Here is a 335-nt window from a genome sequence, read left to right on the forward strand (position 1 = left end):
GACGAGTTCGTCTTCCTCGACATCACCGCCAGCGCCGACGGGCGCGAGACGATGCTCGACGTGGTCAACGCGGTCGCCGACGAGTGTTTCATTCCGCTCACGGTCGGCGGCGGCATCCGTACCAAGGCCGACATCAAGGAGACGCTGCGAGCGGGCGCGGACAAGGTGTCGATCACGACCGGCGCCCTGGAGCGTCCGGAGTTGATCGACGAGGGCGCGGCCGCGTTCGGCAGCCAGTGCATCGTCATCTCGATCGACGCGCGTCGCCGGTACGACGACGCGGGCGACCACTTCTACGAGGACGACGACGGCGAGACGGTGTGGTTCGAGTGTAC

1 protein-coding gene is annotated in these 335 nt (G+C 67.2%); it reads left to right on the forward strand.

The features are described from left to right. The coding region (locus EXE44_RS18735; RefSeq protein ID WP_199241293.1) for a HisA/HisF-related TIM barrel protein at positions 1 to 335 on the forward strand (335 nt) is incomplete at both ends.

This window comes from Halorubrum sp. SS7, assembly GCF_005435055.1.
Lineage (GTDB): Archaea > Halobacteriota > Halobacteria > Halobacteriales > Haloferacaceae > Halorubrum > Halorubrum salinarum.